Annotated in this window: 22 protein-coding genes and 1 pseudogene; 17 read left to right on the top strand and 6 right to left on the bottom strand. The window is 59.7% G+C overall.

What is annotated here, in order from left to right:
- Positions 1 to 48: 48 nt before the first annotated feature.
- Positions 49 to 234, bottom strand: coding sequence for a hypothetical protein (locus HU730_RS17180; protein ID WP_034127495.1), 186 nt, complete (start codon positions 232 to 234; stop codon positions 49 to 51).
- A gap of 311 nt (positions 235 to 545) precedes the next feature.
- Here HU730_RS17180 and galU point away from each other — a divergent pair, with 311 nt between their 5' ends.
- Both galU and gorA read left to right on the top strand, forming a co-directional pair.
- Positions 546 to 1,385: a UTP--glucose-1-phosphate uridylyltransferase GalU gene (gene galU / locus HU730_RS17185; protein WP_003173830.1), complete on the top strand. Its 840-nt coding sequence runs from the start codon at positions 546 to 548 to the stop codon at positions 1,383 to 1,385.
- A gap of 105 nt (positions 1,386 to 1,490) precedes the next feature.
- Positions 1,491 to 2,849, top strand: coding sequence for a glutathione-disulfide reductase (gene gorA, locus HU730_RS17190; RefSeq protein WP_034127494.1), 1,359 nt, complete (start codon positions 1,491 to 1,493; stop codon positions 2,847 to 2,849).
- Here the strand turns inward: gorA and HU730_RS17195 are convergent, their stop codons facing one another.
- A complete protein-coding gene (locus HU730_RS17195; protein WP_186527350.1) occupies positions 2,850 to 3,857 on the bottom strand; it encodes a DNA-binding protein in 1,008 nt (335 codons plus the stop codon). It abuts the gene before it with no gap.
- Positions 3,858 to 4,027: 170 nt separating this feature from the next.
- On the opposite strand from HU730_RS17195, the gene HU730_RS17200 reads away from it, so the two are divergent.
- From HU730_RS17200 to ahpF, 3 genes are all read left to right on the top strand, one after another.
- On the top strand, positions 4,028 to 4,960 hold the full coding sequence (locus HU730_RS17200; RefSeq protein WP_096144618.1) for a site-specific integrase: 933 nt from the start codon (positions 4,028 to 4,030) through the stop codon (positions 4,958 to 4,960).
- 133 nt (positions 4,961 to 5,093) lie between these two features.
- Positions 5,094 to 5,657, top strand: a complete 564-nt coding sequence (ahpC, locus tag HU730_RS17205) for an alkyl hydroperoxide reductase subunit C (protein WP_003191303.1) — start codon at positions 5,094 to 5,096, stop codon at positions 5,655 to 5,657.
- Positions 5,658 to 5,787: 130 nt separating this feature from the next.
- Complete coding sequence (gene ahpF / locus HU730_RS17210) at positions 5,788 to 7,353, top strand: alkyl hydroperoxide reductase subunit F (RefSeq protein ID WP_096144619.1); 1,566 nt, start codon at positions 5,788 to 5,790, stop codon at positions 7,351 to 7,353.
- Between the two features lie 132 nt (positions 7,354 to 7,485).
- Here the strand turns inward: ahpF and gloA are convergent, their stop codons facing one another.
- The gene (gene gloA / locus HU730_RS17215) at positions 7,486 to 8,007 is read right to left on the bottom strand and encodes a lactoylglutathione lyase (RefSeq protein WP_003191301.1); all 522 of its coding nucleotides are present in this window, start codon (positions 8,005 to 8,007) and stop codon (positions 7,486 to 7,488) included.
- A gap of 178 nt (positions 8,008 to 8,185) precedes the next feature.
- Here gloA and HU730_RS17220 point away from each other — a divergent pair, with 178 nt between their 5' ends.
- On the top strand, positions 8,186 to 8,722 hold the full coding sequence (locus HU730_RS17220; protein WP_186527371.1) for a DUF4946 domain-containing protein: 537 nt from the start codon (positions 8,186 to 8,188) through the stop codon (positions 8,720 to 8,722).
- A 111-nt stretch (positions 8,723 to 8,833) separates the two neighbouring features.
- Here the strand turns inward: HU730_RS17220 and HU730_RS17225 are convergent, their stop codons facing one another.
- Both HU730_RS17225 and HU730_RS17230 read right to left on the bottom strand, forming a co-directional pair.
- Positions 8,834 to 9,199, bottom strand: a complete 366-nt coding sequence (locus HU730_RS17225) for a histone-like nucleoid-structuring protein, MvaT/MvaU family (RefSeq protein ID WP_014718508.1) — start codon at positions 9,197 to 9,199, stop codon at positions 8,834 to 8,836.
- Positions 9,200 to 9,393: 194 nt separating this feature from the next.
- The gene (locus HU730_RS17230; RefSeq protein ID WP_096144620.1) at positions 9,394 to 10,938 is read right to left on the bottom strand and encodes an EAL domain-containing protein; all 1,545 of its coding nucleotides are present in this window, start codon (positions 10,936 to 10,938) and stop codon (positions 9,394 to 9,396) included.
- 295 nt (positions 10,939 to 11,233) lie between these two features.
- Here HU730_RS17230 and HU730_RS17235 point away from each other — a divergent pair, with 295 nt between their 5' ends.
- The 6 genes and pseudogenes from HU730_RS17235 (at position 11,234) to HU730_RS17255 (ending at position 17,059) form a co-directional block, all read left to right on the top strand.
- A complete protein-coding gene (locus HU730_RS17235; RefSeq protein WP_054898434.1) occupies positions 11,234 to 11,794 on the top strand; it encodes a fimbrial protein in 561 nt (186 codons plus the stop codon).
- A 45-nt stretch (positions 11,795 to 11,839) separates the two neighbouring features.
- Positions 11,840 to 12,622, top strand: a complete 783-nt coding sequence (locus HU730_RS17240; RefSeq protein WP_186527349.1) for a molecular chaperone — start codon at positions 11,840 to 11,842, stop codon at positions 12,620 to 12,622.
- 101 nt (positions 12,623 to 12,723) lie between these two features.
- Positions 12,724 to 14,925: pseudogene (locus tag HU730_RS17245) on the top strand (fimbria/pilus outer membrane usher protein); the annotation flags it as partial.
- A 36-nt stretch (positions 14,926 to 14,961) separates the two neighbouring features.
- Positions 14,962 to 15,246, top strand: a complete 285-nt coding sequence (locus tag HU730_RS26750) for a FimD/PapC C-terminal domain-containing protein (RefSeq protein WP_346345350.1) — start codon at positions 14,962 to 14,964, stop codon at positions 15,244 to 15,246.
- Positions 15,246 to 15,995, top strand: a complete 750-nt coding sequence (locus HU730_RS17250; RefSeq protein WP_096144623.1) for a fimbria/pilus periplasmic chaperone — start codon at positions 15,246 to 15,248, stop codon at positions 15,993 to 15,995. Before HU730_RS26750 ends, HU730_RS17250 begins: the two co-directional genes overlap by 1 nt.
- 47 nt (positions 15,996 to 16,042) lie before the next feature.
- Positions 16,043 to 17,059 carry a fimbrial protein gene (locus HU730_RS17255; RefSeq protein WP_152612722.1) on the top strand — a complete coding sequence of 339 codons (1,017 nt, stop codon included), beginning with the start codon at positions 16,043 to 16,045 and terminating at the stop codon, positions 17,057 to 17,059.
- On the opposite strand, the gene HU730_RS17260 is transcribed toward HU730_RS17255, so the two are convergent.
- Positions 17,050 to 17,937, bottom strand: coding sequence for a LysR substrate-binding domain-containing protein (locus tag HU730_RS17260; protein WP_186527348.1), 888 nt, complete (start codon positions 17,935 to 17,937; stop codon positions 17,050 to 17,052). The genes HU730_RS17255 and HU730_RS17260 overlap by 10 nt on opposite strands.
- A 77-nt stretch (positions 17,938 to 18,014) precedes the next feature.
- Between HU730_RS17260 and HU730_RS17265 the strand changes: the two genes are divergently transcribed.
- The 5 genes from HU730_RS17265 to HU730_RS17285 all read left to right on the top strand — a co-directional run bounded on the left by HU730_RS17265 (position 18,015) and on the right by HU730_RS17285 (position 24,682).
- Positions 18,015 to 18,935, top strand: coding sequence for an EamA family transporter (locus HU730_RS17265; protein WP_186527347.1), 921 nt, complete (start codon positions 18,015 to 18,017; stop codon positions 18,933 to 18,935).
- Positions 18,936 to 19,181: 246 nt separating this feature from the next.
- Positions 19,182 to 20,258: a 4-hydroxyphenylpyruvate dioxygenase gene (gene hppD, locus HU730_RS17270; protein WP_034127483.1), complete on the top strand. Its 1,077-nt coding sequence runs from the start codon at positions 19,182 to 19,184 to the stop codon at positions 20,256 to 20,258.
- Between the two features lie 234 nt (positions 20,259 to 20,492).
- The gene (locus HU730_RS17275) at positions 20,493 to 21,056 is read left to right on the top strand and encodes a fimbrial protein (protein ID WP_034127482.1); all 564 of its coding nucleotides are present in this window, start codon (positions 20,493 to 20,495) and stop codon (positions 21,054 to 21,056) included.
- Between the two features lie 93 nt (positions 21,057 to 21,149).
- Complete coding sequence (locus HU730_RS17280) at positions 21,150 to 21,941, top strand: molecular chaperone (protein WP_254914094.1); 792 nt, start codon at positions 21,150 to 21,152, stop codon at positions 21,939 to 21,941.
- A 68-nt stretch (positions 21,942 to 22,009) separates the two neighbouring features.
- Positions 22,010 to 24,682, top strand: a complete 2,673-nt coding sequence (locus HU730_RS17285) for a fimbria/pilus outer membrane usher protein (protein WP_096144624.1) — start codon at positions 22,010 to 22,012, stop codon at positions 24,680 to 24,682.
- The last annotated feature ends 23 nt before the right edge of the window (positions 24,683 to 24,705 follow it).

Below are 24,705 nucleotides of genomic sequence, written 5' to 3' on the forward strand. Positions count from 1 at the left end.
AACAAAAAAGCCCCGTTTAACGGGGCTTTCAAAGCAGTGCAAAGAGGCTTACTTGGTTTTCGGCCGCTTGCTCGATGCATGGCCTGCCTCATCCACAAACACTTCGGCGACGGCGATCGCCATGCTTTCGGACTCGAATACGCCGGCAACGCTGTCACCGTGAAAATTGATCAAGTGCCAGCCGTCTGCTCGCTTAGTGATCAGGTAGCCGTTTACACCTTTTGGTTCTGACATCTGTTGGCAATCTCGTGGTCTTGGTTCAAGGCGCCCATGATAGCGCCAAATGCCGGGGCAGGGCGCAAGTTGTTGCGGGTCAGTGCCAGGGGGGCAAAAGCGTGCTAAAACCATTGCAGCCCTTTCAAACAAGGGGGCGACGCGAGTTCTGACCAACCGTTGGTGACACCCATTGCAGGATCAGCGGAACTTACGCCGACATTTTTTCTCTATGATGACATCGCAACGCCAGCAGGACCCCATTGTAAGGTGACTGCGGCCTGATTAGACTGCGCCGAATTCCGTACGCACAGCCCTTTGTAAGGACTCATATGATCAAGAAATGCTTGTTCCCAGCAGCCGGTTACGGCACTCGCTTCTTGCCAGCGACCAAAGCCATGCCCAAAGAAATGCTGCCAGTGGTGAACAAGCCACTGATTCAGTACGGTGTGGAAGAGGCTCTGGATGCCGGTTTGAACGAGATCTCCATCGTCACGGGTCGTGGCAAGCGCGCGCTGGAAGACCACTTCGACATCAGCTATGAGCTGGAAAACCAGATCAAGGGCACCGACAAGGAAAAATACCTGGTCGGTATCCGCAAGTTGCTCGACGAGTGCTCGTTCTCCTACACCCGTCAGACTCAGATGAAAGGTCTCGGCCACGCCATCCTTACCGGTCGCCCGCTGATTGGTGACGAACCCTTCGCCGTGGTCCTGGCGGATGACTTGTGCGTCAACCTGGAAGGCGACGGTGTGCTGACCCAGATGGTCAAGCTCTACCAGAAATACCGTTGCACCATCGTTGCGGTGATGGAAGTCAACCCAACCGAAACCAATAAGTACGGTGTTATCGCCGGTGACGATATTGGCGATGGCCTGATCCGCGTACGCGACATGGTCGAGAAACCAGCGCCGGAAGACGCGCCATCGAACCTGGCGATCATCGGTCGTTACATCCTCACGCCGGACATCTTCAAGCTGATCGAAGAAACCGAGCCAGGCAAGGGTGGCGAGATCCAGATCACCGACGCTCTGCTCAAGCAAGCCAAAGACGGCTGCGTGATTGCCTACAAGTTCAAGGGCCAGCGTTTCGACTGCGGCGGCGCTGAGGGCTACATCGAAGCGACCAACTTCTGCTACGAGCATTTCTACAAGACGGGCAAGGCTTACTGATCCACGCTTGCCGGCACGTTTTAAGCGAAAGCCACCTTCGGGTGGCTTTTTCGTTTTTCAGCCCCATGTAAGTCGGTATGCTGGTGTACTGCCGAGGAGAGTGAAATGGCCTACGATTTTGACCTGTATGTAATTGGCGCCGGTTCCGGCGGTGTTCGCGCGGCGCGCTTTGCCGCGGGCTTTGGCGCCAAGGTGGCTGTGGCCGAGAGCCGCTACCTGGGCGGCACCTGTGTGAACGTCGGCTGCGTGCCAAAGAAGCTGTTGGTGTACGGCGCGCATTTTGCCGAAGATTTTGAACAGGCCAGCGGCTTTGGCTGGTCCCTGGGCGAGGCGAACTTTGATTGGGCGACCCTGATCGCCAACAAGGATCGTGAGATCAACCGCCTCAACGGTATCTATCGCAACCTGTTGGTCAACAGCGGCGTGACCCTGCATGAAGGGCATGCACAACTGGTCGATGCCCATCAGGTGGAGATCAACGGTGAGCGCTTCACTGCCAGGCACATCCTGATCGCCACCGGCGGCTGGCCGCAGATCCCTGAGATTCCAGGGCGCGAGCACGCCATTGGCTCGAACGAGGCGTTCTTCCTTAAAGAGCTGCCCAAGCGCGTGCTGGTAGTGGGTGGTGGTTATATCGCCGTTGAGTTCGCGGGCATCTTCCACGGCTTGGGCGCGCAAACCTCATTGCTGTATCGCGGTGACTTGTTCTTGCGCGGCTTTGACGGTGCGGTGCGCAAACACCTGCAAGAAGAGCTGACCAAGCGCGGCCTGGACTTGCAGTTCAATGCCGACATTGAGCGCATCGACAAACAGGCCGACGGCAGCCTCAAGGCCACTTTGAAGGATGGCCGCGTGCTGGAAGCCGATTGCGTGTTCTACGCCACTGGCCGCCGTCCAATGCTGGATAACCTGGGCCTGGAAAATACCGGGGTCAAACTGGACGAGCGCGGTTTCGTCGCGGTGGATGATCTCTATCAGACCGCCGAGCCGTCGATCCTGGCGATTGGCGATGTGATTGGTCGTGTGCAGCTGACGCCGGTGGCCCTGGCTGAAGGCATGGCCGTGGCGCGGCGGTTGTTCAAGCCCGAGCAATACCGCCCGGTGGATTACGCCAATATCGCGACGGCGGTATTCAGCCTGCCGAATATCGGCACAGTCGGCCTGACAGAAGAGGATGCACGCAAAAATGGCCACAACGTGCAGATCTTTGAAAGCCGGTTCCGGCCGATGAAGCTGACCCTGACCGATTGCCAGGAAAAGACCTTGATGAAGCTGGTGGTCGACGCCGACACCGACAAAGTACTGGGTTGCCACATGGTCGGCCCGGATGCGGGTGAGATCGTGCAAGGGCTGGCGATCGCGCTCAAGGCGGGCGCGACCAAGCAGCATTTCGATGAAACTATCGGCGTGCATCCTACGGCGGCGGAAGAATTCGTCACCATGCGCACGCCTGTAGCGGACTGATCAGGTTGGCTCTGCTGCCTCTGGCGCCGTTGCAACGACGGTCGCCAGGCGCAGGGCTTCGATGCTTGCCTGGGCCTTGACCAGGTCCAGCTCAAGCGCCTTGTTGTGCTGCTGATACTCCAGCAGTGAGGCTTGGCGCGATTGGCTGTCCAGCACGGCAACCCGCAGGCGTTCCTGGAGCAGGGTGCGCTCGCTGTCGATCTGGCTGAGCTGCTCCTTGAGTTTCAGCTGTAGCGCCTGGTCCTGGCGAGCTTGCTCCTGCAGCGTATTCAATTCCTTGGTTGTCACTCGCTGCTCACTCAGCAGGCGCTCGTTATCGCGATGCAGTTGCGTGATTTCGTCCTGGCGCACCAGAGCGCTTTGCTGGGCCTGACGCAATTCGGCCTGTACCTGTTGCAACTGGCCCTCATGGCGACGCTGTTCCTGTTCACGCTGCTCCTTGATGGCAGTGCGGTAATGCTCAAGCGCATCGCGGGCGTGCAGGTGTTTTTCTTCCAGTGAGCGAATCTGCTCGTCTTTGTCGTTGAGCCTTAGCTCGTAGTCGCTACACGCCTGGCTCAACCCGGCGTTACGGGTTTGCTCGGTCTGCAGGCTGGTGCTGGCGGTTTGCAGCGCCGCGCTTTCTTCAGCGAGGGCAGCGGCCTGGATATCAAATTGCTGTTTGAGTTGGGTGTGCGCTTCTTCCAGGGTTTCTACCTGGGCGAGCAGGGCGGCTTTTTGTTGCTCGAATTGCGCCAGGGCCAGGTCGATCGGCTCTTGGGCCTTCTCTTTCAGGCGCTGGGACAGGCGGGCGACTAGCTCGCCCAGCTCATCATCAATTGGCGCTTGGGTGATGGTCTGGCGCGTCTCGCTTTCGTCCAGCTCTTTCAAATAGCGATGAATGGTGGTTTTCGAGCCGGTATTGCCCATTTCGATACGCACCGCATCGATGCTGGGGTTTTCGCCACGGGCGAGGATCGCCTGGCGTGCCGTTTGCACTACTGCTTTGTTTATGCCGCCGCGAGCCATGGGGTCTCCGTCGATTTAGTACTGTGGTACATAGTATGTATATACATACTATATCATGATTGAAAACTGGTTGAAATTCATGATTTAACAGATGGGATATTGGCGTATTATCCCGTGTCATAAGCATTTTCATCAGCCATCCACCCCTTCAGCAGTACGAAAACACGCCAATGAGCGACCTCGACCGATATCTCAACGCCGCCACTCGCGACAACACGCGCCGCAGCTACCGCGCGGCCATCGAGCATTTCGAAGTCAGTTGGGGAGGGTTCCTGCCAGCCACCAGCGAGAGTGTGGCGCGCTACCTCGTGGCGCATGCCGGGGTATTGGCAGTCAACACCTTGAAATTGCGGCTCTCGGCCTTGGCGCAATGGCATACCAGCCAAGGGTTTGCCGACCCGACGAAGGCGCCGGTGGTACGCAAGGTGCTCAAGGGCATCCGCGCTGTGCACCCGGCGCGGGAGCGGCAGGCCGAGCCTTTGCAGCTCACGCAGTTGGAGCAAGTAATCGCTGCCCTGGACATTGAAGCCAAACAGGCCAGCGAGCGTCACGACCAGCCGCGCTTGCTGCGGGCCAAGCGCGACGCTGCGCTGATTCTGCTGGGCTTCTGGCGCGGCTTTCGCAGTGATGAGCTGTGCCGATTAAGCATTGAGCACGTGCAAGCCGTGCCAGGCGCAGGCATCAGCCTGTACTTGCCACGCAGTAAAAGTGACCGTGACAACCTCGGCAAAACCTACCAGACCCCAGCGTTGCTGCGGCTGTGCCCGGTGCAGGCTTATAGCGAGTGGCTCAGCGCCTCGGCGCTGGTGCGCGGCCCGGTGTTTCGCGGCATTGACCGCTGGGGCAACCTGGGTGAGGAGGGCTTGCACCCCAACAGTGTGATCCCGTTATTGCGCCAGGCCCTTGAGCGCGCAGGCATCCCCGCCGATCAATACACCAGCCACTCCCTGCGTCGGGGTTTCGCCACTTGGGCGCATCGAAGTGGTTGGGATTTGAAGTCGCTGATGAGTTACGTCGGCTGGAACGACATGAAATCTGCGATGCGCTATGTTGAAGCGACGCCGTTTCTAGGCATGACCCTGGCAACCCAAGCGCTGATTTGAGATTTTTTCTATTAATAGCGTCACCTGATAGAGAAACCCAATCGTCAGCATCAGGTTTGCCAATGAGCCATCGACCGAAAGAGCCGGTAGGATTCACCTCATCAACTTCTTAACCCCTGACGGAGAGTCAACGATGCCTATCATCAACAGCCAAGTAAAACCGTTTAAAGCCACCGCTTTCAAAAACGGCAGCTTCGTCGATGTGACCGACGCTGACCTGAAAGGCAAGTGGTCGGTTGTCTTCTTCTACCCAGCCGATTTCACCTTCGTCTGCCCGACCGAACTGGAAGACCTGGCTGACAACTACGCCGAATTCCAGAAGCTGGGCGTCGAAATCTACAGCGTTTCCACCGACACCCACTTCGCCCACGCTGCCTGGCACAACACTTCGCCAGCCATCGGCAAAATCCAGTACACCATGATCGGCGACCCAACCCTGACCATCTCCCGCAACTTCGACGTACTGATCGAAGAAGCTGGCCTGGCAGACCGCGGCACTTTCGTGATCAACCCAGAAGGTCAGATCAAGATCGTTGAACTGAACGACGGTGGTGTAGGCCGTGACGCTTCCGAGTTGCTGCGCAAGATCAAGGCTGCTCAGTACGTTGCCGCCCACCCGGGTGAAGTGTGCCCAGCCAAGTGGAAAGAAGGCGAGGCCACTCTGGCGCCGTCTCTGGACCTGGTCGGCAAGATCTAAGTCTGTGAACGCGTATCAAGGGCGGGTATCCGCACTTAAGTAAGCTGCATCCGCCCTCAAAACGCCCGGGCGAGATTCGCTCGGGCGTTTTTTTGTCTGCAATAAACCGAATGAACAGGAAATCGCCCGTATGTTGGACGCCAATCTTAAAGCTCAGTTGAAGTCATACCTGGAACGGGTCACCCAGCCGATCGAGATCGTCGCCTCCCTCGACGACGGTGCGAAATCCCAGGAAATGCTTGCTCTTTTGCAGGACGTAACCAGCCTCTCCACGCTGATTACTCTGAACACCGATGGCAATGATGCGCGCAAGCCATCGTTCTCCATCAACCGCCCGGGTGCCGAGATCAGCCTGCGTTTCGCCGGTATCCCCATGGGCCATGAATTCACTTCGCTGGTGCTGGCCCTGCTGCAAGTCGGTGGCCACCCGTCGAAGGCCAGTGTCGAAGTGATTGAACAGATCCGCGCCCTCAAAGGCGAGTTCAGCTTCGAGACTTACTTCTCGCTGTCGTGCCAGAACTGCCCGGACGTGGTCCAGGCGCTGAACCTGATGGCCGTGCTGAACCCGAACATCCGCCACGTTGCGATTGATGGCGCGCTGTTCCAGGCTGAAGTCGATGAGCGCCAGATCATGGCGGTCCCGAGTGTCTACTTGAACGGGGTCAACTTTGGCCAGGGCCGTATGGGCCTGGAAGAAATCCTCGCCAAGCTCGACACCAGCGGTATCGAGAAAGCCGCGGAGAAAATCAGCGCCAAGGATGCCTTCGACGTCCTGGTAGTTGGCGGTGGCCCGGCCGGGTCTTCGGCTGCCATCTATGCGGCACGTAAAGGTATTCGTACCGGTGTGGCGGCTGAACGCTTTGGTGGCCAGGTGCTGGACACCATGTCCATCGAGAACTTTATCTCGGTACAGGAAACCGAAGGGCCGAAACTGGCCAGCGCACTGGAAGCCCATGTGCGTCAGTACGACGTGGACATCATGAACCTGCAACGCGCCAGTAGCTTGATTCCGGCAAAAAATGCCGGTGAGCTGCACGAAGTTCGCTTCGAAAGCGGTGCGACCCTCAAGTCCAAGACCGTGATCCTGGCCACAGGCGCCCGCTGGAGAGAGATGGGTGTGCCCGGCGAGCAGGAATACAAGGCCAAGGGCGTATGCTTCTGTCCGCATTGCGATGGCCCGCTGTTCAAGGGCAAGCGTGTGGCGGTGATCGGCGGCGGTAACTCCGGCGTAGAAGCGGCCATTGACCTTGCCGGTATCGTCAGCCATGTCACCTTGCTTGAATTCGACAGCAAGCTGCGCGCCGATGCCGTGTTGCAACGCAAGCTCTACAGCCTGCCGAACGTGGATGTGATCACCAGCGCGCTGACCAGTGAGGTCAAAGGCGATGGTCAGAAAGTCACCGGCCTTGCCTACAAGGACCGCGACACTGGTGAGTTCAAGACCATCGACCTGGAAGGCATCTTTGTGCAGATTGGCTTGCTGCCCAACACCGACTGGCTCAAAGGCAGCGTAGAGCTGTCGCCGCGTGGCGAGATCATTGTCGATGCCCGTGGCGAGACTTCACTGCCTGGCGTGTTCGCCGCCGGAGACGTAACGACTGTGCCGTATAAGCAGATCGTGATTGCAGTAGGCGAGGGCGCCAAGGCTTCGTTGAGCGCGTTCGATCACTTGATCCGCACCTCTGCTCCGGCGTAATCTTGGGCTGCAAATAAAAAACCCCATGAGCGATCATGGGGTTTTTCTCGTTCCCACGCTCGGCGCGGGATTCTCGTTCCCACGCTCCGCATGGGAATGCATCCGGTGACGCTTCGCGTCACGCAGTGCGTATTACATCGGCGCCGGCTGGATGATCTCCACCCAATAAGCATCCGGGTCTTTGATGAACGCGAGGCTCTTCATGCGGCCATCCGTCAGGCGTTTCTGGAAGTCGCAACCCAAGGCTTCGAAACGTTCGCACGCCGCGACAATGTCCGGCACCGAGATGCAGATATGACCAAAACCACGCGGGTCGGTGTTGCCGTTGTGGTAGGCAAAGTCGGCATCGTTTTCGGTGCCGTGGTTGTGGGTCAGTTCGAGAATGCCCGGAATCGACTTCATCCACTGAGTGCGCTCGGCCGCGTCGGCCGGGATCTGGGCCTTGTCCACCAGGGCCAGGAAGTACAGGCTGAATTCGGCTTCCGGGAAGTCACGTTTCTCGACTAGGGAGAAACCCAGGATGCGCGTGTAGAAGTCCAGCGACTTGGTGATGTCCTTGACCCGCAACATGGTGTGGTTGAACACAAAGTTCGCCGTGGCGTTGTCGGGTTGGGCAGTGACGCCCGGGAAGGTGTTCAATTCGTGCAGGCTCATGGGCCCTCCAGAAAAAATGTGAGATGAGCGGTCCATTGGCTTGCGGCCTGCGTCCATGCAGGCGGGCCATGATACGCAAGCCGCACCGGCTGCGCCAAATGAAAAAGCGCGCCCAACCCTTGCAGTCAGCGCGTGCCGGGCCGCACACTTTGCAGCTGGAACCTTGGGTGTTTTTGCAATGATCGAGTTTCGTAGGCCACTGTTGAGTGCTGTGTGCGTGTTGTTGGGCAGCTCGTTTGTGTTGGCAGCCGAGCCGGAAGTCCATTGGCCCAGCGGTTGGCAGGTCGAAGAAGTCGTGCCTGACGGCGAACTCCCTGTCAAACCCCAAGCAGTGTCCCGGCAGCGAGCGATCAAGAATGATGAAAATGGCGCCACGTTGATGGTGATGGAGTTGACCGGAACGCCGATTGAGGCCGGCCATAAAGTTAATCTTCCCGGCGTGTTGCTAGAGATGCGCAAGTCGATCCAGAAAGACTTTGCCCGTGGCGGTTATCAAAGCGTGTGCAGCAAAATGCACCCCACGACATTGAGTCGTCTTGATGCGCTGGAAACTACCTGCGTGATTACCGAGAACGGTCGACACGTATTGTCGCAAACATTAGTCGGTGCGCTGGATGTCGACAAAGCCTATGTTTTTTCATGCGCAGGCCAGGCGCTAGCGTACGAGGCGAGCAAGGAGGAAGTCAGTCTGGTGCGCAACAGTCTGAAACTTTGACAGGTTCAAGCTGAGCGAATTTGAACAATACGAACCCTGAGTTAAGTTCGATTCCGAACCGTTAGAGCAAAAAAAGCCCCGCGTATGCGGGGCTATTTTTTAGTACATGTTTCAGCCACGAAGCCAGGAGTCTACAGTGGCGGCGCCGTACTGCTCTTTCCAGGCTTTGAGGCCGCGGTGGTTGCCACCTTTGGTCTCGATCAGCTCGCCGGTGTGCGGGTTGTGGTAAACCTTGACCACCCGTGCGCGGCGCTGTTTTGGCGCCGCGGCGGCCGGTGCGCCGCCTTTGCGTGGCGCTGGATCGAGGATGGCGATCACATCGCGCAGGCTTTTGTCGTATTTGCCCATCAGCGTCTTGAGCTTTTCTTCGAATTCGATTTCTTTCTTCAGGCCAGCGTCGTTCTTCAAGGATTCCAGCTGGGCAAGCTGCTCTTGAAGGGCTTTTTCTGCTGCGCGAAATTCGGCGAGTCTGGACAAAATATATACTCCAATAATGTAGTTGCTGATATCAACTGCAGACAAAGCTATAAGCCAAGAACGTTAAGCCACGTCAACGAAAAAGACCCTTCTGCGAGTTCTGCACAGGCAGAAAAAATTGTAGTAGTTAATTCATCTCGAGTAAATCATGTCTTTTAAAGAAAGACCAATCTTTCATGGTAGGTGGTACGCGGCTATTCAACGATACCCAACGATTTAATGAATTCATCGCAGGGTAATGGTCGACCAAACAGGTAACCCTGTAGGAAATCCACGCCCTGGGCAACGAGGTATTCACACTGTTGGGCTGTTTCCACGCCTTCGGCAACAATGCCTAGATCCAGCTTGACCGACAACTCTATGATGCTGTCTAGAATATGCCGCGACAGCGCATCCGCACCGATCATGGCGACAAAGCTTTGATCGATCTTCAAGTAGTCGACATTGAAATTGCGCAAATATCCCAAGCTGGAGTGGCCGGTGCCGAAGTCATCAATGGCGATCATGACCCCCATTTGATGCAGCGCCTCGAACAGGCGGCGGGTGGTCTCGGTGGGTTCGATCAGTTCCCGCTCGGTCAACTCCAGCACCAGGGTGACCTGGCCGGGTGGGAACGCGGCGAGGAATTCCCGACAGTCCTGCACCAGCGCCATGTCCTGGCAATGGCGCGCTGTGATGTTCACGCCGATATGAAAGCCAGGGCTGAAGCGTCCGGCATGGGGCGCCAATTGCACGGCGGTCTGGCGCAGCAGGGCACGGGTCATCGGCACGATCAGGCCAGAGTCTTCGGCCAGGGGAATAAACAAGTCCGGGCGTACCAGGCCTTCTTTGGGATGCTTCCAGCGCATCAGGACCTCACAGCCGGCCCATTGGCGTGTGTCACCCCGTACCACCGGTTGGAAATACGGGATGAACTCATTGGCTCCCAAGGCGCGTTGTAACTCGTGGGTCGGCGCGGACGAGCGTTTTTGCAGCCAGTGAGCGAGCAGCCCCGCCAATATCCCGAAGAACACCACCAGGCTGAACAGCGCCGGATACCGCGCCTGCATGTAGCGCCAGACTTCACCCTCGGGCATCCCGGCCTCGACACTGTATTGATAGCGTTCGGAAGCCAGGCGTTGTGGCGCCACGGCAAATACCGGCAGCGCGCCTTGATGCACCTTGCCGTCGGCACCCAGCCAGTTCGGGCCGACGTGCAATACCAGGTGCGCGTAACGGCTGATCAGGCGCAAGGCGTTGGTGAGGTGGTAACCGTCAACCGAGGCAAACGCGCCTTGATCGCCTTCCACCAGGCGATACACCAATAGCGCGGTATCGGGTGTAACGGGGTTGCCATTCATCAACCACAGGCGCCCATCGACATAGTCGTCCGGGTTGACGGGCGATTGGTAGCGACCGCCAAACAACGAACTGCAATAGATGTTTTTCTGCCAGGACAGCGTCGTGGCCCGCACAAACGGCCGGCGCGTGACTTGTTCACGTAGCGCCAACTTGGCGACGCTGTCACAAGGTTTACCGGCCAGCGGCAGCAAAGCCTGGGCAGCGATGGCGGTATTGTCCAGCATCAGGTCGAACTGGCGCACCGCTTCTTGAGCGGTTTGCGCTGTGCTTTGCTCAAGCGTGCGTTCGGCTTGCCAGTAAAGAATTACCACCCCCAACAGCATGGGCAGCAGCCCGCACAGGGTGCTGATGAAATAGCGTGCGGCTCGGCTTCTTGGGCCTTTGACGGTCAGGGGCATGGGAGCAGTCAATCGTGAAAAAGAGAGTGGGCTCTGCCGATGATAGATGGCATTGCACGGGGCTGCTCACTTGTTTAACGCCTACTGACCTAGCCGTTCGGTCAGTTGTGGCGGGCACTTCAACTTGGCAACATAAACTTCATTGCAAAACGTAAGAGACTCGGTAGCCCTTAATCCCTACAGCCTCTTTCATAGCCGCTCAGCCCAATTTTGGCGGGAGGGCCGCGTCTCGCCCTTCGATTGATGAGTCATGGCTTGCAACTCTTTCACTGACATTCACGAGGAAGTATCTGTAATGAAAACTATCGCATTGGCCGTTGTATTTCTGGCGGTCACCGGCGTTGCCGCTTTGCCTGTTGTCGCCGCAGACGGCAAGATCACCTTGACCGGTGAAATCACCGGCACCACTTGCAGCATCAGCGGTGGCACGGGCTCTGCGCCCGGCACCAGCCCGGACTTTTCGGTGCCACTCAACAAGGTCCAGGCCAGCGCGCTCAAGGCGCCCGGCCAGACTGCCGGGGCGAAACCCTATTACATCCATGTCGGTTCCTGCCCGAAGGATACGACCGTCGCCGTGATGTATGAGAGCAGCAGCCCCGCGATCAATCCGGCGACCGGTAACCTGGTCAACCAGGCACCCGCCAAGCCGACGCCTGCCACCCTCGTTGAGGTGCAACTTGTGGATGGCGTCACCCACCAGCCCATGGATTTGCGCCTGGGCCAGAACTCCAGCCCCGCGAAAGTCCCGGCAAGCGGCGAGGTGTCGCTGCCCTTTGCTGCCCAATACATTGCCACGGGCACTGCTACGCCAGGCCCGGTCAGTACGCAAGTGCTGTATTCGGTGACGTTCCCCTGATCGAGGCCCCGTTGCCTGGCCGTGCGCCAGGCAAGGACAGACGAAATGCTTGCCCGGACATTGCTAGTGCCCCCCCTGCTGAGCGCACTGCTGACCAGTGTCGGGTTGCTGTCCGCCGCTCACGCCGGCGTAGTGATCGACGGCACGCGGCACATCTATCCGCAGCAGCGTCGAGAAATCACGCTGCGCCTGACCAATGACGATCAGCGAGCGCCGCGCCTGGTCCAAGTGTGGCTGGACCAAGGCGACCCGGCGCAAGACCCCACCGGCAGCGACGTGCCGTTCAGCCTGTCGCCACCTGTGTTTCGCATGGACGCGGGCAAAAGCCAGGTAGTGCGACTGGTGTATACCCAGGACCCACTGCCGGATGACCGCGAATCGTTGTTCTGGCTCAACGCCTTGGAGATACCGCCCAAGGTCAACGTGGCACCGGGCAGCCCGCAAGAGGCCCCTTCGAACCACCTGCAGTTCGCTTTTCGTATCCGCACCAAAGTGTTTTTCCGCCCGGCCCAATTGCCGGGCTCCGCGGACGAGGCGCCCACCCACTTACGCTGGACCCTGCACCGGAGTGCCCAGGGGCCGCTACTGGAAGTGCACAACCCATCGGCTTATCACGTGACCTTCAATGAGGTTGCCTTGGCCATGGGCTCGGGCCCGGGTGCTCGCCTGTTACCGGCGGGAGAGGGCATGGTGCCCCCCGGCGGCAGCCTGAAGCTGCCCGTCAAGGATGTCGCACAAGCAATACCCGCCGACGCCCAGGTGCATTTCAAATACATCAATGATTACGGCGCATTCTCCGTGCCGCAGCGTGCTCCCCTGAAGTTCTGATCATGTATGCCTTATTGCAAATACCCGTTCACCGCTTTACGGCCTGGCTGTTTGCCAACCCCAACTTACTGCTGTGGCTGGGCCTGCTCAGTACCTTATTGATGTCGGCAGAAGCCGCGCCACTGGTGTTTGACATCGAGGCGTTCGCCAGCGGCCTGTCCTCTTCGGCAGATATCTCACGCTTCAATACCAGCAACGTGTTGGCGCCAGGTGTTTACCGCGTAGATGTGATGCTCAACGGGCAATCGATGGGGCGCCGCGAGATCACCTTCGCCCCCCTTGCCGGACAGGACGACGCCCAGCCTTGCCTGAACGCTGCCGAGCTTGGCCAACTGGGGGTTTCTGTGCAGGCGCCGACGGATAACACCGAGCATGCCTGCCGGGATTTTGCCGAGTGGATACCCATGGCCAGCAGCCGCGTCGATATCGAGACCCTGACCCTGGATGTCAGCATCCCGCAGATCTATATCAACCGTTCCGCGCGCGGCTACATTGACCCGTCTGAATGGGACAATGGCATTGACGCCGCGCTGCTCAACTACAACTTCAGTGCCGCGACGGCGACAGCGGGCGCCGGTGAGGATCGTGGCTACCTGGGCCTCAACGGCGGCCTCAACCTGGGCGACTGGCGGCTGCGCCATCAGGGTGGGCAGGCATGGGCATCCGGTAGCGGCCTGGCGCGTTATCAACACACCGCCACCTACTTGCAACGGTCCCTTGCCGCCTGGCGTTCACAACTGACCGTCGGCGACAGCTTCAGCAGTGGCCAGATCCTCGACGGTGTGCGTATACGCGGCATCACCCTGGCCACCGATGACCGCATGCTTGCCCAGTCGCAACAAGGCTATGCGCCTCAGGTGCGAGGCATTGCCGACAGCAATGCAACGGTGACAGTGCGCCAGAACGGCTACACCCTTTACGAAACCACAGTGGCCCCGGGGCCGTTTGTCATCGATGACCTGTACCCCACCGGGTATGGCGGCGACCTGCACGTCAGTGTCACCGAGGTCGACGGCCGGCGCAGCAGCTTCGTGGTGCCTTACTCCGTGGTGCCTTACCTGCTGCGTGACGGTGCCAGCCACTACAGCGTGACCTTGGGGCAGTTGTAGCAATACGGCGTCAGCGATGCCAGCCCGCTGATCTTGCAGGGTACGCTGCAGCATGGCCTGGGCGATCGTATTAGCGCCTATGGTGGCAGTACGCTTTCCCAAGGCTACGGCCAGGCCAAGGCCGGCCTGGCGATGAGCACTCCGATTGGCGCGTTCTCCCTCGACAGCACCTACTCGCGCACTCAGGTTCGAGGGCTGGGCGTCGTCGGCGGGCAAAGCTGGGGCCTGGCCTATAACAAGAACCTGCCGTTCTCGGGAACGCACTTTGCGCTGGGCGCCTATCGTTTCTCCACGGCTGGGTACCTGAACCTGCCTGATGCGCTCAATGTGCGGGAACTGGCCCGCCAAGGGGGGAGTATCAACAGTTACGCCAGGCAGAAAAGCCGCCTCGACCTGACAATCAGCCAGCAGTTGGGCGCAGGCTCGCTGAGCCTGTATGGCAGCTCCATCGACTACTGGGCGGGCCGCCAAGGGCGCCAGACATCCTTCACTCTCAGTTATGCGGCTAATTGGAAGTCACTCAACTGGAACCTTTCGGCGCAGCGCTCGCGTGTCAGTGAAACCCATCAATTGAACGATCACGAGCGCAGCGACGAAATCTTTTTTGGCCGGTCGGCGCAAGCCGGGCGCGTGGATAATCACCTGGTTCTGACACTGTCCATGCCATTGGGCGCAGGAACGCGTGCGCCAACCCTGAGCAGCAGCCTGTCGCACGATGCTGGCGATTCACGCGGCAGCCAGCATCAGGTGGGAATCAATGGTTTGCTGGGTGACACCGGTGAAGCCAGCTACGGGCTGACTGGCAGCCGTGGCACGGGCCACCAGCAAGGCTCCAGCTTCAATGCCTACGCGGGCTATCGCAGCCGAGCTGCGAGCCTGCGGGCCGGCTACGCCCAGGCCCGCGACAGTTCGCAACTATCCATGAGTGCCGATGGCGGGCTGATAGCCCACGAGGGTGGCGTGACCTTCGCGCAAAACCTCGGTGAAGCCTCGGCACTGGTGTATGCGCCGGATGCACAAGGTGCCCGGCTCGGCAGCAGCGGGGCGCGTATCGATAAGCAGGGTTATGCGGTGCTGCCAGCCCTCAGGGCTTATCAGCGCAATGAAGTAGATATCGATCCCGAGGGCATGCCCATGGATGTCGAACTCAAGGAATCGAGTCACGCCGTGGTGCCGACGCTGGGAGCCGTCTCACTGGTCAGGTTCGAGACCGTCAGTGGCCGTGCCGTGGTGATCAAGGCCACTCATATGGGTGGCAAGCCGTTGCCATTTGCCGCGCAAGTGTTTGACGAGCGCGGCGTCGAAATCGGCGTGATCGGCCAGGCTGGCAAGGCTTTTGTGCGCGGGGTTGCCGACCAGGGGCGGTTGACGGTGCGCTGGAATGCAGGGGCGGCTGACCAGTGCTTCATCCATTACCGTTTGCCGCCGCGCAGGCCCGAGCAACGCCAGGAAAACGCGGACCAGTTGGTCAGTCAATGTGCCGACCATGGTGATGCGGACGAGGAGCGCAGTTGATGACTCATCGATTGCTCCGCGCGCTGCTTGGCCTGGCCCTGGCGGTGCAGACAGTATTGGCCCATGGGGAAATCGTCATTGACCGCACGCGCATCATTTACCCGGCCAGCGCCGCTGGGGTAACGGTCAACCTGCACAATGAGGCCGACGGCCCGCGATTGGCCCAGGTGTGGATCGATGCGGGCGACCCGCAGGTCGCGCCTGAGTCCAGTGATGTGCCCTTTACGGTGACCCCGCCGATCCTGCGCCTGGATGCCGGCAAGCACCGCGCATTGCGGGTGATGTACCACGCGACCCAAGACAAGGCCATGGCCGTGCCTCAGGAGTTGGTGTACTGGCTGAATGTGCTGGGGATCCGCCCGTCTGTCGACACCGGCAACCAGCTGCAATTTGCCTTTCGCACACGGATCAAGCTCTTCCTGCGCCCGGACGCGTTGCCAGGCCAAGCGCAGCAGGCGGTGGATACGTTGCAGTGGCGCCTGGCAGGCGACGGCCCGGTCCTGCAGGTGCGCAATCCCAGTGCCTTTCATGTGACGCTTTCCAGCGTGTTGCTGACCGTCGATGGCGTCGAGTACCACAGTGAGGCCCCGCCGATGCTGTTGCCGCGCTCGGTTGCCCGCATCGTGCTGGAGGGCAGGGCGCCGTGGGGGCAGGGTACGGTCGCGCTGCGATTTACCACCCTGGATGACCATGGCATGACGCGTACGCACACAGTGTCTTTGGGGCACACGAAGGATTTGGCGATATGAACGGTGTCCGGCAATTTATGTTCAGGTTTTTACAGATTGGCGTGTGCTTGAGTATTTGCGCAGTCGCGATGGACGCACAGGCGCATTTCAATGCAGGCGTCTGTACCCCCCAAGCCCCGGTGACGCTGTTCGTCCCGCCCATCACCCTGCCTAACAACCTGCAGGTGGGCGAGGCGATTGGCTACCCAAGTGGCTATGACTTCGCCGGCAATGGCTTTGTCATGCGGTGCCGCTACACCGACTGGCCATTGTCGCAGCCGGTGTCGGCCAACATCAGCGTGGTCAATTCGCCGGCGACCGGCATGACGTTCAACGCAAATGGGCTGACGTTGCCGGTCTATGCGACCAGCTACCCTGGCGTCGGGTTCGTCATGATGGCCGGGGATCCGTCCCAGCATTTGAAGGTCATCACCCACACCGGCGTCACGCTGTTGGACACCAAGCACAACAAACCTAATGGCTGGGGCCTGCAAGGGCGCGTGTATCTGGTGGCGACGGGCCCGATCACCTCGGGCACCATCCCTGGGAACACAGTCGCCAGGTATATGCTGACCAATGTCAATATCGAAAGCCCCGGCGCTGCCTCGGTCAACTTTGCCGATACGGTGATATTGCCGCCGCAAAAGCCAACTTGCCGGGTGACCACGCCGTCGCTTGCAATGCCGCTGGGGCAGGTGCCCAGCCGTGATTTCAAGGGAGTCGGCAGCAGCGCCGGCAGCGTTAGTCGCGACATAACCCTGGACTGTGCCGGCGGCACCGGCGGCATCCTGGATGTATGGATCACCGTGACTGACCAGACGGAACCCGGCAACCGCAGTAACCAGTTGTCCTTGACCCGCAACTCGCACGCCCGCGGCGTCGCCCTGCAATTGCTCAGTGGCGATCGGTTGGTAAGCTATGGGCCCGATTCCTCCGGCGTGGGCAACCCGAACCAATGGCAGGTCGCAAACACGGGCAACGGCGCCCTGACGATTCCCTTGACCGCCCGTTACGTTCAAACCGCGTCGACCATCAAGCCTGGGACCGCCAACGGCCTGGCCTCGTTTACCCTGAGTTACCGGTGAGCCCCGGGATCAGGGTACAGCGTTTGCGCCAGTGCGATAAACGCCAGGGTTGCGGGAGAGGCCTGGCGGCGATCCAGCACCGCCAGGCCTATGCGGCGCGGTACGCCCGGCGACAACGGGCGGGCAACGTAGCGCTGGTCGGCATCGGCCGGCAGTGAGCCCTGGGCCACGATACTCAGGCCGTCGCCGCGGCTGACAGCTTCCAGGGTAGTGAGTAGCTGAGTGCAGCGATAACGCACTTTAGGTTGCAACTGCGCGTCACCAAACAAACGCGTGACCAGCTCTGCTGAGCCTGCCTCGGTCAGGATGAACGGGTCATCGCACAACGCTTTCAAAGGTACCGCCATGCTTGCCGCCAAGGCATGGCCGACCGGTATCAGCGCCACCAGTTGGTCTTCGAGCAGGGCCACGGTGTCGAAGCGTTCCTGCTCCAGTACCACGAAGCCCACATCCACCCGGCGCTGATCCAACCATTGAATGACCTGCCGGTCCGGCCCTTCGTCTATATGTACCTCGATACCCGGATAGTCCCTTCGAAAGTGGCTGAGAATGGTTGGTAGCAAACGGTTCGAAGCGGTGGGGCCGAACGACCCTATACGCAATGTACCGCGCTTCATCCCGCGGGCATCGGCGGCTTCCTGCTGCAAGGTGTTGGCCAGGCCCAGCATGCCCCGTGCGCGCCCAAGTAACTGCGCGCCGATATCGCTCAGTTCCACCAGGGTCTGGTGCCGGCGAAACAACTCTACCCCCAGTTCCTGTTCCAGGGCCTTGATCGCATGGGACACCGCCGATTGGCTGATGCCCAGGCGATGCGCCGCACTGGTGAAGCCTCGGAGTTCGGCGACCAGGGAGAAGATTTCCAGCTGAGTCAGGGTCATGAGTAAAGCCTTGTTTTACGATGACAGATCATTAGTAAAAGAATAGTCCCATCCTTTCTCACGTTGAGCACATTCTTATGCATGCCCGCGAAGGCCTCACTTACCTGAAGCTGGCCGCTGTCACCATGATCTGGGGCGGGACCTTCGTCGCCGGGCGCTTTCTGGCCGATCACGTGGACCCGCTGCTCGCGGCCTGCCTGCGGTTTATCCTGGCCAGCCTCGCGTTGCTGCTGTTCCTGGCCTGCGCGCGCATCCCACTGGCGCGCCCAACTACAGGGCAAATGGCGCGGCTGGTACTGCTGGGCCTATGCGGCATCTTTTTCTACAACCTGTGTTTTTTCTATGGCCTTCACTACATCAATGCGTCGCGGGCGTCCTTGATCGTGGCATTGAACCCGGCAGCGATCGGCCTGGCGTCCTGGTTGTTGTTCAAGGAGCGCCTGGGCCGGGCCAAGTGGCTGGGTATCGGGCTGTGCCTGGTGGGGGCGGCTGTGGTGATCGTGAGCCGCAATCCCAACCTCATGCAGGGGGCCCGCAACGCTTGGATCGGTGACCTGTTGATCCTGGGCTGCGTAATGGCCTGGGGGGGCTATTCGCTGCTGTCCCGGGAACTCAACCAGACGTTGGGGCCGGTGCAAACCGTCACTTGGTCGGTGCTGTGGGGTACGCTGATGTTGACCCTTGCCACCCTCGCCACCGGTCGGCTGACCCTGCAAGGTTTCAGCGCGCTGCAGCTGGCGCAGTGGTACAGCCTGCTGTACCTGGGCGTGCTGGGTTCGGCCCTGGCCTATATTGGTTACTACGACGGCATCCGGCGAATCGGCGCGACCCGCTCCGGTGTGTTCATCGCCCTCAACCCGCTGACAGCGGTGATATGTGGCGCGTTGCTGCTGGACGAAGCCTTGACGGCGCCGATGCTGGCGGGTGGCGCGGTCATCCTGTTGGGCATCTACCTGTGCAATAAACCCCTTGCGCGGGGCAGGGCAATGGGGATTTGATAAGAGTACGGACAAACTTGGTTACGCTGTGTAGAATCAGTTTACGCATACAAGAATATGGACTTGCGCTCACGCAAGCCTCGGCCGTCAGAGACTGATGACACCATGAAGCTACTTGGCTCCCCCCTCATCTTTGGTGACTTCCTCGCCCGCAGCGTGCGAGGCCTTTCTTGTGCGCCACCCTCCAGCCTCATCCTTGCTTGCAACTAAACAATTGCTACCCACAAGAATGATGAGGCACCGAACATGACCGACCAACTCGACAACCCAATGGGCCTGATGGGCTTTGAATTCATCGAATTTGCATCGCCCACCCCAGGCACCCTGGAGCCGATCTTCGAGATCATGGGTTTCACCAAAGTGGCGACCCACCGTTCCAAGAACGTGCACCTGTATCGCCAGGGCGAGATCAACCTGATCCTCAACAATGAACCCGATAGCCTCGCTTCTTACTTCGCGGCCGAGCATGGCCCGTCGGTGTGCGGCATGGCGTTCCGCGTCAAGGACTCGCAACAGGCCTACAAACGTGCCCTGGAGCTGGGCGCCCAGCCGATCCACATCGACACCGGCCCGATGGAGCTGAACCTGCCGGCGATCAAAGGCATTGGCGGTTCGCCGTTGTACCTGATCGATAGGTTCGGCGAAGGCAACTCGATCTACGACATCGACTTCGTCTACCTCGAAGGGGTTGATCGCAACCCGGTAGGCGCTGGCCTGAAGGTCATCGACCACCTGACCCACAACGTCTATCGCGGGCGCATGATCTATTGGGCCAACTTCTACGAGAAGCTGTTCAACTTCCGCGAAGCGCGTTATTTCGATATCAAGGGCGAGTACACCGGCCTGACCTCCAAGGCCATGAGCGCGCCGGACGGCAAGATCCGTATCCCGTTGAACGAGGAGTCGTCCAAGGGTGCCGGGCAGATCGAAGAGTTCCTGATGCAGTTCAACGGTGAGGGTATCCAGCATGTCGCGTTCCTCACCGACGACCTGGTCAAGACCTGGGATGCGCTGAAGAAGATCGGCATGCGCTTCATGACGGCGCCGCCAGACACGTATTACGAAATGCTCGAAGGCCGCCTGCCGAACCACGGTGAACCAGTGGACCAGTTGCAATCGCGCGGCATCCTGCTGGACGGCTCGTCGATTGCCGGTGACAAGCGTCTTCTGTTGCAGATCTTCTCGGAAACCCTGATGGGCCCGGTGTTCTTCGAGTTCATCCAGCGCAAAGGCGACGATGGGTTTGGCGAGGGCAACTTCAAGGCACTGTTCGAGTCGATCGAGCGCGACCAGGTGCGTCGTGGCGTATTGACCGCCGACTGATCCATGTGAGGCCGGGCAGGCTGTTCCGGCGCTTCAAGCACAGGCTCCGTATCGAAAGGTACGGAGCCTTTTTTTTGCCTGCCAAACAGGTCCGACCGATCTTGTAACAGACAAATCCTCGGGGCAGGGGAACGGCGTCGTCATGGCTTCCACTCAGGAGTGACGCAAGAGCTGATCTTCTCCTGTGTCGCAACCTTGCGTTTCGCGAACCCCAATTGTGAGGAAAGACTGATTATGACAAAACAAACTCTGGCGGCTGCAGTGCTCGCTTTGTGCGGCTTCGCTGCCAGCTCCGCGCATGCGGCAGACGGTACCATCACGATCACCGGCTCGGTCAGTGGCACCACCTGCACCATCAGCGGCGGTACCGGGGCCTCGCCAGGCTCAGGCGCCAACTTTCCGGTAGTGCTTGACCGCGTACAAACCTCGGCTCTCAAGGCAGCAGGCGATACGGCAGGCGCCAAGCGCTACTTTGTGTATGTGGGCGGCTCGGGCGGGTGCCCGGACGGTACCAAGGTCGCCGTACGTTATGAACCGACCAGCCCTGGCATCAACCCGGCAACCGGCAACCTGCGTAACACGGCAACGGCGACACCCGCCTCCCGGGTGGAGGTACAAATTCTCGATGGGGCTTCCAACACGCCAATGGACTTGCGCACAGGTAATAACTCGACCGTTGCCACCGTTACCAGTGGTCTGGCGACCTTGCCGTTTTACGCACGCTACATCGCCAACGGCGGAGCGGCAGGCGCGGGCAATGTCACCAGCAGCGTGCAGTACTCGGTCACCTTTCCTTGATGCAGCCAGGCTGATGACCACTGCGTTTGTTGCCTGAGATCCTCGCTCGACCCAGTGGTCGGGCGCAGGACAACCGTTTTCAAGGATTACCTGATGCAGGATTTACTGATGATCTTGAGTCGTCGTGTGGTGCGGGTCGCGCTGAGCCTGGCCTTGGGGATGGCATCGCACACGGTGCACGCGGGAGTGGTTATCGACGGTACGCGACAGATTTACCCCGAGCCGCGACGTGAGGTCACCGTGCGAGTAACCAATGATGACAAACACGCGCCCCGCCTGGTCCAGGCGTGGCTGGACGCGGGTGACGCGCAGGAAGCGCCGACACTGAGCGATGTGCCTTTCGTCCTGTCTCCTCCGGTATTTCGCCTGGACGCCGGCAAAAGTCAGTCCATGCGCCTGTCCTACACCAAGGCACCGCTGCCGACGGATAGAGAGTCGCTGTTCTGGTTGAACGTACTTGAAGTGCCTGGCGCTACCAGTGAGTTTGATCCCACGCTTGAAGACAGCCAGCGGAATCACTTCAAGTTCGCGTTTCGTATCCGCACCAAAGTGTTTTTTCGTCCGGCGCAGTTACCTGGAACACCCGAGGAGGCGCCTGGGCTGTTGCGCTGGTCCGTGGAACGGGGCGCCCAAGGCAGCGTGATACAGGTGCATAACCCCTCGGCGTATCACGTCACCTTCAACGACATTGTCCTGCTCATGGGCTCTGGTCCCGAAGCGGAAAAACTGTCCCTGACGGAGGGCATGGTGGAGCCAGGAGGCACGTTGAAGGTGCCGGTGCCGAAAGCCGCGAAGGTAATACCCGCCGATGCGCGGGTGGATTTCACTTACATCAACGATTTCGGCGGCTTTTCATCCGCGCAGCCTGCTGTATTGCGCCGCTGAACGCGGCCCCGAAACGTTGCTGATGGCAAGCAAACGTACATTTCTCAGCGTCCACTGAAGTCATAACTATGCCTAGTCACATCCAAGTGCGGGTGCATCGCTGCGCCCCGATTTTGCCATTCCAGCATCGCACGATAATGCTGGGCGGTTTGATGAGTGCGGCCGTGATCGCCAGCGATGTCGCGCTTGCGTCTGAGTTGAGCTTTGATCTGAACGCATTCTCCAGTGGCCTGGCGTCGTCGGTTGACACGTCACGGTTCAATACCAGCAACCAGATGAGCCCTGGCATATACCGCGTAGATATCGTAGTCAACGGCCAGACCCTGGGGCGCAGGGAGGTGGAGTTTGTTGCGGCCCATGCAAAGACCGGGGCGCAGCCGTGCTTGAGTCGTGAAGTATTGGAAAAAATCGGTATCGCGATGGATAAAGTCGATACTGATGCCCATGGGCGCGAACTCTCGAACCCTGCCGCCGCCGGCCAGTACTGCGGCGACCTGGGGCAGTGGATTCCGATGGCATCCAGCACGTTCGATCCGGGTGCACTCGAGTTGGCGGCCAGCGTGCCGCAGGCCTACATGAAGCGTTCCATGCGCGGCTACATTGACCCCGAGTTGTTGGATGAGGGCATTGCCGCCGGGCTGCTCAATTACAACTTCAGTACCAATACGGTCACCGCAGGTGAAGGTGACGGTCGTACTTACCTGGGCCTCAATGCCGGTATCAACCTGGGTGCATGGCGCTTGCGACATCAGGGCGCCCAGGCCTGGAGCAACCGCACTGGCTTTGAGACTTATCAGAACACGTCCACCTATGTACAGCGCAGCATCATCCCCTGGCAGTCACAACTGACCCTCGGAGACACCTTCAGCAACGGACAGATTGTCGACGGGGTGCGCGTGCGGGGCGTCACTCTGGCCACCGACGACCGGATGCGCCCGCAGACGCAGCAAGGTTACGCACCGCAGGTTCGCGGGACGGCCGACAGTAATGCAACGGTCACGGTCAGCCAGAACGGCTACACCATTTATGAGACCACGGTGCCGCCCGGCCCCTTTGTTATCAGTGACCTACATGCCACCGGCTACGGTGGTGATTTGATCGTCAGCGTGACCGAAGTCGACGGGCGTCGGAACACCTTCGTCGTGCCGTACTCGGTGGCCCCGCAGTTATTGCGCGCCGACGCGACAAAGTACAGCGCCACCTTGGGTAAGGTGCAGCAAAAGGGCGTTGATGCGAAGGGCGCCAACGTCTTTCAAGGCACTTTGCAGCACGGTTTGACCGATGATCTGACGGTCTACGGTGGCGGTAGTGTTTCCAAAGGCTATGAACAGGGAAAGCTCGGTATCGCGTTGAATACGTCCTTCGGTGCGTTCTCTCTGGACACTGCCACCTCCCATACCGAGGTGCCCGATCATGGGCGCCAGTCCGGGCAAAGCCTGGGGCTGGGTTACAACAAAAGCCTGCCTGCCTCGGGTACGCATTTTGCGCTGGGTGCGTATCGGTTCTCCACCGAGGGTTACCTGAACCTGCAGGATGCACTGAATGTGCGCGAAATCGCGAGCCGGGCAGGTGACATCAACAGCTATGCCCGGCAAAAAAGCCGGCTCGACATGACAGTCAGCCAGCAGTTGGGTATCGGCACCTTGAGCTTGTACGGCAGCTCCGTCGACTATTGGGGAGGACAGGAAGGGCGCCAGGTTTCATTCACCGCCAGCTATGGCTCGACCTGGAACAAGGTCAACTGGAACCTGTCGGCACAGCGTTCCAGGGTCCAGGACACGCGACAACTGACCCAAAGCGAGCTCAGCGACGATGTGTTTTTCGGGCGTATCGGCCAACCCGGGCGTATCGATAACCGCTACATGCTCACACTGTCGATGCCGCTGGGGGGCGAATCGCGAGCGCCGACGATCAATACTTCGTTCTCCCGGGACACCGGTGATACACGGGGCAGCCAGCAGCAGGTGGGCATCAACGGGTTCCTGGGCGAGGACACCGCACTCAACTACGGTGTTTCAGCCAGCCGCGCAACCAGTGAAAGCACGCACTCCGGCCAGTTCAACACCTATGCCGGCTATCGCACGGATGCCACCCAACTGCGTGCCGGATATAGCCAGAGCCGCGATAGCTCGCAGCTTTCGTTTGGCGCCGATGGTGGGGTGGTCGTTCATGCCGCAGGTATCGCGTTCTCGCAAAGCCTAGGCGAAGCCTCGGCGCTGGTGCATGTGCCAGGTGCAGAAGGGGCCAGGCTCGGGGGGAGCAGCGGTGCACGGGTCAACAGCAGCGGGTTCGCTGTCGTGCCCAATCTGACGGCGTTCCAGAATAATACGGTGGAAATCGATCCGGAAGGCATGTCGATGGATGTAGAGCTCCAGGAGTCGACGCGCAACGTCGTACCGACCTCGGGCGCAGTATCGCTGGTCAAGTTCGACACGCTCAGTGGTCGGGCGGTACTGGTCAAGGGCGTCCACGAGAATGGCAGCCCGCTGCCATTTGCAGCACAGGTATTTGATGCGCAAGGGCGTGAGGTAGGCGTGGTGGGGCAGGCCAGTAAAGCCTTCGTCCGAGACATCCCGCAGGAAGGTCGTCTGACCGTCAAGTGGGGCAGCAAAATCGCCGAGCAGTGCGATATCTACTACCACATGCCGCCGATCACCGAGGGCCAACGACAGGCCACTACCGATTACCTTCAGGGGGTGTGCGTGGCAAGCCAAGGGCGCCAGGTTGCGGGGCAGCTATGAGTGAGTGCCGATGGATGACTGTT

The sequence above is a fragment of the Pseudomonas sp. SWRI22 genome, assembly GCF_014268395.2.
Taxonomy (GTDB): domain Bacteria; phylum Pseudomonadota; class Gammaproteobacteria; order Pseudomonadales; family Pseudomonadaceae; genus Aquipseudomonas; species Aquipseudomonas paracarnis.